The organism is Streptococcus sp. KHUD_015, from assembly GCF_051106265.1.
Taxonomy (GTDB): domain Bacteria; phylum Bacillota; class Bacilli; order Lactobacillales; family Streptococcaceae; genus Streptococcus.
In genome coordinates, this window is the sequence record NZ_CP193665.1 from 1,967,637 (window position 1) to 1,977,500 (window position 9,864).

Here is a 9,864-nt window from a genome sequence, read left to right on the forward strand (position 1 = left end):
AACAGTCCCAGTTCATACTTTGTGCCCAAGGGCATACTGTATGATTTTATCAAAAAAAGCTGGAACTGTCACGAACTATGGTGTATAATGAGAGAATGAAATACCCAAAAATTGATTTAAAAACCATTCGTCTGCAGGCCAGACAATTTCAGGCTGAAAATCCCCGCCTCTTTCTCGTCTATCTCTTACCTAGCATGCTGGTCATCTTGTCTGGCTTCCTTAATCCCTTAGAGCGCATCAACGAGTCTATTTTAGAGCAATCCTTTTTAAGCGTGTTTGGTCATGTATTCCAAGCCTACCTTTTTCCTCTATTAGTCTCCTTTATCGTAGCTATTCTTCTAACTAGTTCCGTCTATACAACACTGAAACTCATAAAGAATCCTGATACAGAACTAACCGTCAAAAATAGTCTCACTCTCTTTAACGAAGAGCACTTTTCACAAACCTTTTTGACTCTCCTTCTCAAACGTTTCTATCTCTTCTTATGGAGTATTCCTAGCTTACTCGGGATTTACTTCCTCTTTTACAGTAGCTTTTTAGCAAAGAAATTCATTGTCCTTCATCCTGAGTTTCCCAATCTGGATCTCTCATCAGTTGAAACTGAAGGCTTCCTCATGACCTTTGGACTTTACGTTCTAGCAAGTATCTTCTTGATGATTGTCGGAAATAGTCTCTATATTCCACAATACTATGCCTATTCTCAGGTAGAATTTCTCCTCTGTGACACCCTAGCCTTGGGACAAGCCAAACCAGGACAAATCCTTAAAACCAGCCGTTTCCTGATGAAAGGTTACAAGTTCCAGCGTTTCGTCCTAGACTTACAACTCCTTCCTTGGTACTTCCTCAATTGGATTACCTTTGGAATTGCTAGTTTCTCACTCCTACCCTACATTCAAATCAATAAAATGATTTTTTACAGAGCAGTCCTGGCTCGAAAACGTCCAAAAGCTTGAAGGTTTTCCCTCAAGCTTTTTTCTATCAATGAGTTTCTCCACCTACCAACTTGAGGTCCTGATCTCCATGTTCGATAATGGCGCCGATTGCCGCTTCTATCCCTCGCCTAATATCCACTAAACTCATAGCTGGGGTAGTAGGTCGATTTACCACCTGTTCCATCATATAAGGAATATGCATAAAACCTGCCTTAACATGTGGAAATTTCTTTTCTACCAAATAGAGGGCCTGATACATCAAATGATTGCAGACAAAAGTCCCTGCTGTATTGGAAACAGAGGCCGGCAATCCCTCTTTTTTTATAGCTTGAACCATCGCTTTAATCGGCAAACTACTAAAGTAGGCAGAGGCACCGTCTGGGCGAATGGGAAGGTCAATCGGTTGATTACCTTCGTTATCAGGAATGCGTGCATCGTCTTGATTAATGGCCACTCGTTCAGGCGTCAAGCTAGTTCTTCCACCTGCTTGGCCGATACAAAGGACAAAGTCAGGTTGATAATGGTTCATCTCTTCTTCCAATACATGGGCCGATTTGTGAAAGACTGTCGGCACTTCTAGCCAACGGACCTCAGCACCATGGATTTCAGCTGGTAAACCTTTAATGGCCTCCAAAGCTGGATTGACCTTTTCCCCTCCAAAGGGCTCAAAACCTGTCACTAATACTTTCATTTCTAACTCCTCAAAACTAATTCAATGAGACTTTTTTCTTAAAAACAAGTATAACATATTTCCCTTATTCTGGAGTGAAAAGGACTAGCGAGACTAGTACCGCCTTTCAAATTTATTTAAAGAGTAAAATACTAATCAAGGCCAAAATAGCTGGTCCACCTTGCTTCAAAATAATTTTCTTATCTGCTGTGAGAGAGCCATAAGCCGCAGCACCTATCACAAACAGGACAAAAATAGTCACAATTTCTAAATTCTGTGAGAAATAAATCCCATACAAGAGAAAAACTCCTAGCAGACCATTATAAATCCCTTGATTTTTAAACAATGAGCTTACCGACGGGCGAGCCAGTTCTTCCCTATCCATGTTAAAGACACGACTAGTCGCTTCTGATTGCGTTGCAATACTTTCCAAATAAAAAATGTAAAAATGCTCCAAAGCAACGATCGTTGCTAAAATGATTGTAATAATTGACATCTATTTCTCCTTAAATTTCTATATTCTCAATACCCAAAACCAATTTATTTAATAAACGGTTGAGCTCTGTTCTCTCAGACTCTGTTAAGATACTTTCCATCGCTTCTTTAACCTTGATATGCTGCAGAGGCGGATTCATCACTAACTGGTCCTTGGCATACTTCGTAGCCTCCACCAACACTTCCCGCTGATTTTCAGGATTACGATGACGCTCCACCAAACCTTCCTTTTCCAGAATTTTGAAATGTCGGGTCAAAGCAGCCTGATCAATCTTCAAACGCTCCTGAACCGCTATTTGATTACAGGGAGAATTCTCCAGTAAAAACAGTAAAATCTGATACCGTGTCAAACTAATCCCAAGCCTTTTTTCAAACAATTGCGTACTCGCTTGCTCAGACAAGCGGAGTTGATAAAGTAAATCTTGAATCTCTATCATGTCTTCTTCTTTTCGATTGACTCATCAATAGTTGATTAGTCAATCATAATGCAAAGTAAAATAAATTGCAAGAATCATGCTTCAATCATTGCAAAATGGTAACTTCCCATTTTCCATTCATATTGATACTCAATGAAAGTTAAAGAGCAAACTAGGAAGCTATCCGTAGGTTGCTCAAAGCACATCTTTGAGGTTGCAGATAAAACTGACGTGGTTTGAAGAGATTTTCGAAGAGTATGACAAAGAAAAAAACGAACGAGAATCGCTCTCTATCACGAAAGCTAGATCTCATTCGTCAAAATGATATTACAAAGTCTGATTTATCCATTCATTGAAACGTGAACGTGGTCATAGTGATTTTCTGTCACGCTACCACGGTCTGGCATTGGGTTCCAAGTATTAGCTGGTCCATATTTACTATCGAATGGAGCATAGAAACGTTGTTTCCAAATAATGTAACTAATTCCACGGCTGGCCATGTTTTGAATAGCGTATTCCGCAATCTTATCCCCTAGTTTTGAGCCTTCTGGTACCATAAAATCGATAGCCAAACCTTTTCCGTGATCTCCACTATCTCCTGGACGGTAACCACTAAAGGATGTAATGCCAAACAAGTTAGCAATTTCTTCTTTAAAGGCAGCTGTTTGTGGTTGAAGGCCAGCATTTTCAGATTTCGCTACTGCCAGTCCAGCATAATCGGGCGCAGCTGGAGCCGCGTAAGTTGTTGAAACTGTTTTCACCTCTTCTGGTTGATAAGTAGAAACTGCTGGTGTAGCTTCACTTGATGCTACTTCTTTTACTTCTTCTAAACTTGTTGCAGTTGTTTCTATTGCTTTTTCTTCTACTGGAGTTGTAGTTGTTTCCACTGTTAACTCAGCCTGAGGGCTTGCTTGTGTTTCCTCTTTCTCAGCTGGAGTCGTTGCCTGAGGAGCTGCTTCTGCAACTGCATTGCTTGTTTCGGCTGTTTGCTTCTCTGAAACAGAATTTCCTGTAGATGGCGCGACTTCTTCTGAAGCAATCACTGTCTCTGTAACTTCTGAACTTGATGCTACTTCTTTTGTACTTGTAGTTTCTACCGCTTTTGGAGCTTCTGCAATCGGTTGAGAAAGGTCTGCAACCTGAACAGTTTGATCATCAACCGTCACTTGATTGGTTGTCAAATCTGCTGTCGCAGTTGTCACTTCTTCACTAGAGTCTGCTTGAGGAGTTTGGATTTCAACTTCCGTTACCTCTTCTGCTTCATTGACAGTCGTTGTCAAAACAGTTTCTGGGAAAATCAAGTCCATATTCGTGATTTTATTCAAATTCGCAAGAACTGTGACATCTACACCCAAGGCTTCTGCAATGGTGCTCAAGGTATCACCATATTGAACGGTATAGCTAGTTTTGTTGTCCGTTTTAGTCAAATCATTTTGAATTTGCTCAACACTACGTGCAGTCCAAAGAAGTTCTTCTGCTTGAGTTGCCAATACTGGGGCAAAGGACAAGGCTACTGTTGAGGCTAATAATATTCTTTTCTTCATTCTTTCAAATTCCTTTCAAATGAGTACCTGTCTATCATAACACAAAAAATGCAGAAAAAAAGACCTCTCGGGCCTATTTAACAGAACTGTCTATTCCTTGTAACAAACTCGGTTACTTGAAATAGTTTGTTAGGTCTCTGTCACAAAACTGACACAATCTTTTTATCGCTCAGCCTTAAAAAAACGGAAAATATCTGCTAACGCTTGAATCCTATGATTTCCTTCATAAGTCGACTCTAAAAAGTTGATACTTTGAATCCCACTATTCTGGGAAAATTCCACATCCAGAGTCCGATCCCCTATATAATAAGTATTGTCAGGATTCAACTGATACTTGTCTAACAGATAGTTAGCCGCTTCTGGACTTGGCTTACGCGCAAAGCCACTCTGACTGGTTAAAATCTCTTTAAAATAGGATTCCAAACCCAAGTCTCTTAGAATAGTAAAAGCATTATCTCCCTTATGAGTGTAAACAAACTGTTGAATCCCTACTTGGCCTGCCCAAGACAACACTTCACGCGCACCTGGCATCAAGACTACTTGAGCATTCTTCTCAGCAAGACTCTGGGCACGCACTTGATTTAGTACTTCCGCATCCAAAGTTCGCTCTTCTGCCACCTGCTCCAGTAAATCTTGCACAGAAAACTTGAGGATAAACTCTCTCACCTGCTCCTTATCATAAGGAATAGAAAACTGAGCAAAAGTTTCCTCAATCCCTGATAAAATCGCTTCGTAAGAGTCCAATAAAGTCCCATCTAAATCCCAAATAAAAGCTGTTTTTTGCATTTCCTATCCTTTCAATCTAATATAACGCTGGTAACGGTAGCGTAGAAATAACCAGCGAAAACCATTATCCAAAAGGGTTCCGGTCCAAATACCAGGCAAGCCCCAACCAAAAACAAGCCCCATCAGATATCCTGTTCCAATGCGGATACACCACATTCCTATACTTGTCGCATAAAAGGGAAGCCGAGCATTGCCCAAACCCTGCCATACTGCTGTATAGATAACTGTTCCTATCGTCATAGGAGTACCAAGTAGTGAAAAAAGTGTCACTAGCACACTAGCCTCCACCGCTAGAGAATCAGTCGTATAGAGATGAGTCAGTGGTATGCCCAAGGCATAGACACTAAGCGTCAAGGGCAACATGAGAAGCAGAGAAAGCCAAAAGGTTTGCTTGCTCAAACTAGCTACTCTTTCCCAATTATCCTCTCCAACTGCTCGAGCTACCAGCATGACCGTTGCCGTAGCAACGCCAAAGGCAGGCATGTAGTTAAACTGGGTCAAGACTTCTCCGATTGCATTTCCAGCCACTGCCTCCGTTCCAAAAGAAACGACCAAGGCAATGATCACGACATCTCCAGCCCGCATCATGAGCCGCTCTCCAGCTGCTGGCAAAGCTAATGTCAATAGTTCCTTATCTAAACCAAAAGTCGGTTTCTCAAAAGGTAGATTTAATTGCGACCACAAAATCACAAGACCAACCAAACGAGATAGAATTGTCCCCCAAGCAACACCAGCTATCCCCATATCCAGAACAAAAATAGCTAGACTTGAAAAAAGAATATTCAAGGCATTGGATAAAAAACTAACATAGAGAGGCAGACGTGGATTATGCGTTGCACGAATCAAGGCTCCCAGACTAGTCATTAAACCTAAGAGAACAATCGAACCGCCTACCAAAGATAGGTAGAGTCCACCACTCTCAGCTACATCTCTCTCCGTCCCCAAAAGTCCTATCATCTCTTGCCCAGCGAAGATGGACAAAGATCCCAGAAGGAAACTTAATAGTAAAGTAATTTTCAACGTCTCAGTCACATGGTAGGCTAGCTTAGACTGATTCTTCTCCCCTAAACTCTTTGAAATAACACTGGAAATAGCAGCTCCCAGAGCGATGAAAATCGCCTGATAAATCGTGATAATATTGCCAGCTACTGATACACCCGAAATAGCTATCAAGCCCAAGTGAGCAACCAGATAACTATCCACCATCCCCATGAGCATCTGCAAAAAGTTTTCGCCCATAGCTGGCAAGGCAATATTAAGAATGTCTTTATTTTTCTTAAACAATCCGTCCTCCTGATGAAAAGAAACTCAGTTGGCTTCCCAACCGAGTTTACTCCTTCTGTCTTAAAGTCCTAAATAAGACTCAACCGCTGCTTGCATATCAGCAGCTGCCACTGTTGTCTTGTGACGAACAGGAGCTGTTTCAAGCCCATCAACTGCTGGCGGCACTGCCACTCCTGAAATATCATGTAATTGAGCCAAGGCTTCAAAGTCAGTTAAGCCTGCTTTTCCTGTTACCGCTTCTACTGCAACCACTGGGAACTTGTATGGACTAGCTGTTGAAGCAATCACTGTCTTAGTTACATCTCCAGTAGCAGCTTGGTATTTCTTATAAACTGCTGAGGCAACCGCCGTATGTGGATCCTCGATATAAGAATCTGACTCATAAACACGCTTGATTTCTGCCGCTGTTTCTTCCTCAGTCGCATATTCAGCTGCAAAGAGGTCCAAAATCTCTGCATCAAAATTAGTCAACTCATATTGACCTTGGCTATTCAAGGCATTCATGAGTTCAGCTGTTTTAACCGCATCATTACCCAAAAGATGGAAAATCAAACGCTCCAAGTTTGAAGATACCAAGATATCCATAGATGGACTAGTTGTTACCTTGAACTCACGTTTCTTATCATAAACACGTGTCTTGAAGAAGTCTGTCAAAACATTGTTGTCATTTGAAGCACAGATCAATTTACCAACTGGAAGACCGATTTGTTTAGCATAAAAGGCAGCCAAGATATTTCCAAAGTTTCCTGTTGGTACTGTGAAGTTGACCTTATCACCAGCCACAATCTCACCAGTCTTGACCAACTGAGCGTAAGCATAAACATAATAGACAATCTGTGGCACCAGACGACCAATGTTCATAGAGTTAGCTGACGAAAATTGCAAGTTGTTGGCCGCTAATCTTTCACGAAGAGCCACATCGTTAAACATATGCTTCACATTTGTTTGCGCATCGTCAAAGTTACCATCAATAGCGATAACATGAGTATTGTCGCCAGTCTGAGTGGTCATTTGCAACTCTTGAACCTTGCTGACACCATCCTTTGGATAAAAGACGATAATATCAGTACCAGGTACATCCGCAAATCCTGCCATAGCAGCTTTCCCAGTATCACCAGATGTCGCTGTCAAAATGACGATTTTGTTCTCCAAGCCATGTTTCTTAGCAGCTGTTGTCATAAAGTATGGCAAAATAGACAAGGCCATATCCTTAAAAGCAATTGTTGAACCATGGAAAAGTTCCAAGTTATATTGCCCGTCTAATTTCACTAATGGTGCTATAGCTGGAGTATCAAACTTGCTATCATAGGCATTGTTGATACAGTAGTCCAACTCCTCAGCTGTAAAGTCATCTAAAAATGCTGACAAAACTAACTTAGCAACTTCCTGATAAGAAGCATCTTTTAATTTGTCAAAGTCCAAATCTACCTTTGGATAAGTAACCGGTGTAAATAAACCACCATCCGTCGCCAAACCTTGCAAAATAGCTTGGCTAGCAGTTACTGTATTTTTCGCATCACGCGTTGATTGATAAACTAATGTCATTACTCTCTATCCTTTATCTATAGTCTCTACCATTATATCATGATTTTTCAGAAAATTCTCCCTTTATAAGAGAAATTATAGATTCAATTCTTCTTTCAAAGGCTGTAAGTAGGTCATTTCTTGCTTATTTCTCATCTCCAGTCCTTCCTCAGCTAGCAGGAGTAAGTCTTTGGAAAACTCTATAATCGCAGTTTCTTCCTGTTTTGTAAGCTTTTTCTTAGAAAATTGTCGTCTTAAAAACTTATAATTTCGCCCAGATTCTTTAAAGAAAGGTGCTGTTCCTAAGTAAGCTTCTAACTTATCTAAATTAACCAATAATCCCAAGTGAAAAGCTGCTGAAGCGAAGGTTCTATCAAGAGGTTGAGTACACACACTACGAAACTCAACCGTTCCGCGAGTCGTTAAGTCTTGGTACTGATAACTACGATGAGTTTCAAAATCCTTCTCTTGAGGATAAATAAGAATCTCATCCCCATTCAGAGCATATGCTTGGATTTCAGATGTAGCCAAATAGTCCCTGGCCTGAATCGGATAAAAATAATATGTTTGTCCATTACGTTCCGCAGTAAAAATTGCAGAATGATCTAGATAATCAAAAAAATCATCCTCATCTTTAAAGAGCCTAGCATTGACTCCGACATTTTCTGGATAGATACCATGCATCGATTCTTCCCAGAAAATATCCCTTGAAATTTTCGTATCCCAATCCGCCCCTGTAAACTCAGAATTGGCAAATAAATAAGCCTTAGCCCCTTCAATTTGAGTAAAAGCATTAATCACCCGTAAGTAGTTGGATTTTGAAATATCCAGCTGAACCTGACTCCCACAGATAAAAGCACCATATTCAGGGAAATGATGCAACTCTGATTTAGTCACATTTCTACTCAAATTCAAATAATCCATCAACATCTGATAGCGTGGATAAGCCACTGGACAATTCTCATCTTTATCCCAGTTGGGATGAATACCACAGCCAACAATAGCATGATTTGATTCAGCTAACTTCTTCTGGATTACTTCCATATAAATACTAAAACGTTCTTCAACTTCTTGTATCGTTTCAACTTTACCAAATGCAAGCTCAATCGTAGTATAGGAAACTTCAAATAAAATAGCATCCTGACTTACTGGATTCACTAACTGGATAGGATTGCCAAAATAATCTACCTTTTCAACATCGAAATCCAAAGCAGAAACTAAATATCGGAATAATTCCTTGATAACTTCAACATCTGCAGTATCCCCTTCCAAGTTTACAACAGGATATTCCAGCTCAATCCCGACAAACAATTCAGGATTTTCTTTGATATTTTTCAAATACCGATGTTTTAATAAATCGATAGAACGAGACATACTATCCTACACTTTCTTAATCTAAATAAAATTTGAATAACTATTATTATACCATAAAATAATACAAAAAAGGAACGAAGATTAACTACGTTCCTAGTTCTATACTATACCGGCGGCCGGGGTCGAACCGGCACGTCCTTGCGGACACTGGATTTTGAGTCCAGCGCGTCTGCCAATTCCGCCACGCCGGCAAATAGTAACTGGGGTAGCTGGATTCGAACCAACGCATGAGGGAGTCAAAGTCCCTTGCCTTACCGCTTGGCTATACCCCAATAATATAAAATAGGCGAGTGATGGGGATCGAACCCACGCATGCCAGAGCCACAATCTGGTGTGTTAACCACTTCACCACACCCGCCATAATTCTATTAACACGGGCAGTAGGAATTGAACCCACACTGAAGGTTTTGGAGACCTTAGTTCTACCTTTAAACTATGCCCGTAAAATGGAAGGGGAGGGATTCGAACCCCCGAACCCGAAGGAGCGGATTTACAGTCCGCCGCGTTTAGCCTCTTCGCTACCCTTCCAAAATATATAAATGGCGCGAGACGGAATCGAACCGCCGACACATGGAGCTTCAATCCATTGCTCTACCAACTGAGCTACCGAGCCTTATTGCGGGAGCAGGATTTGAACCTACGACCTTCGGGTTATGAGCCCGACGAGCTACCGAGCTGCTCCATCCCGCGTTAATAAAAAAGGAGGATGTGGGATTCGAACCCACGCACGCTTTTACACGCCTGACGGTTTTCAAGACCGTTCCCTTCAGCCGGACTTGGGTAATCCTCCAAAATAGTCTATACGGGAACAATCCCGTGTCCTCTTAGTGAAAAAATCA

Annotated in this window: 9 protein-coding genes and 8 tRNA genes; 1 reads left to right on the plus strand and 16 read right to left on the minus strand. The window is 41.1% G+C overall.

Features of this window, described 5'->3' with window-relative positions:
* Positions 1–95: 95 nt before the first annotated feature.
* Positions 96–953, plus strand: a complete 858-nt coding sequence (locus ACORHU_RS09345; protein WP_434364429.1) for a DUF975 family protein — start codon at positions 96–98, stop codon at positions 951–953.
* 25 nt (positions 954–978) lie between these two features.
* Here ACORHU_RS09345 and pcp read toward each other — a convergent pair whose 3' ends face one another.
* From pcp to ACORHU_RS09425, 16 genes are all read right to left on the minus strand, one after another.
* A complete protein-coding gene (gene pcp, locus ACORHU_RS09350; protein ID WP_434364430.1) occupies positions 979–1,623 on the minus strand; it encodes a pyroglutamyl-peptidase I in 645 nt (214 codons plus the stop codon).
* Between the two features lie 112 nt (positions 1,624–1,735).
* Positions 1,736–2,098: a DUF1304 domain-containing protein gene (locus ACORHU_RS09355; RefSeq protein WP_261106014.1), complete on the minus strand. Its 363-nt coding sequence runs from the start codon at positions 2,096–2,098 to the stop codon at positions 1,736–1,738.
* Positions 2,099–2,108: 10 nt separating this feature from the next.
* Positions 2,109–2,534 carry a MarR family winged helix-turn-helix transcriptional regulator gene (locus ACORHU_RS09360; protein ID WP_261106013.1) on the minus strand — a complete coding sequence of 142 codons (426 nt, stop codon included), beginning with the start codon at positions 2,532–2,534 and terminating at the stop codon, positions 2,109–2,111.
* 320 nt (positions 2,535–2,854) lie between these two features.
* Positions 2,855–4,057: a LysM peptidoglycan-binding domain-containing protein gene (locus ACORHU_RS09365; protein ID WP_000746054.1), complete on the minus strand. Its 1,203-nt coding sequence runs from the start codon at positions 4,055–4,057 to the stop codon at positions 2,855–2,857.
* A gap of 162 nt (positions 4,058–4,219) precedes the next feature.
* Positions 4,220–4,843, minus strand: coding sequence for an HAD family hydrolase (locus ACORHU_RS09370; protein ID WP_261054957.1), 624 nt, complete (start codon positions 4,841–4,843; stop codon positions 4,220–4,222).
* 3 nt (positions 4,844–4,846) lie between these two features.
* A complete protein-coding gene (locus ACORHU_RS09375; protein ID WP_434364431.1) occupies positions 4,847–6,127 on the minus strand; it encodes an MATE family efflux transporter in 1,281 nt (426 codons plus the stop codon).
* 60 nt (positions 6,128–6,187) lie between these two features.
* A complete protein-coding gene (thrC, locus tag ACORHU_RS09380) occupies positions 6,188–7,672 on the minus strand; it encodes a threonine synthase (protein ID WP_434364432.1) in 1,485 nt (494 codons plus the stop codon).
* A gap of 75 nt (positions 7,673–7,747) precedes the next feature.
* Positions 7,748–9,025 (minus strand): gamma-glutamylcysteine synthetase, encoded by a 1,278-nt coding sequence (locus ACORHU_RS09385; protein ID WP_434364433.1) that lies wholly within the window; start codon positions 9,023–9,025, stop codon positions 7,748–7,750.
* A 107-nt stretch (positions 9,026–9,132) separates the two neighbouring features.
* Positions 9,133–9,216, minus strand: a tRNA-Leu gene (locus ACORHU_RS09390).
* Between the two features lie 9 nt (positions 9,217–9,225).
* Positions 9,226–9,297: transfer RNA gene (locus ACORHU_RS09395), tRNA-Gln, on the minus strand.
* A 13-nt stretch (positions 9,298–9,310) separates the two neighbouring features.
* Positions 9,311–9,383, minus strand: a tRNA-His gene (locus ACORHU_RS09400).
* Positions 9,384–9,397: 14 nt separating this feature from the next.
* A tRNA-Trp gene (locus ACORHU_RS09405) sits at positions 9,398–9,468 on the minus strand.
* 4 nt (positions 9,469–9,472) lie between these two features.
* Positions 9,473–9,553: transfer RNA gene (locus tag ACORHU_RS09410), tRNA-Tyr, on the minus strand.
* 12 nt (positions 9,554–9,565) lie between these two features.
* A tRNA-Phe gene (locus ACORHU_RS09415) sits at positions 9,566–9,638 on the minus strand.
* 3 nt (positions 9,639–9,641) lie between these two features.
* A tRNA-Met gene (locus ACORHU_RS09420) sits at positions 9,642–9,715 on the minus strand.
* A 10-nt stretch (positions 9,716–9,725) separates the two neighbouring features.
* A tRNA-Ser gene (locus ACORHU_RS09425) sits at positions 9,726–9,815 on the minus strand.
* Positions 9,816–9,864 lie beyond the last annotated feature (49 nt).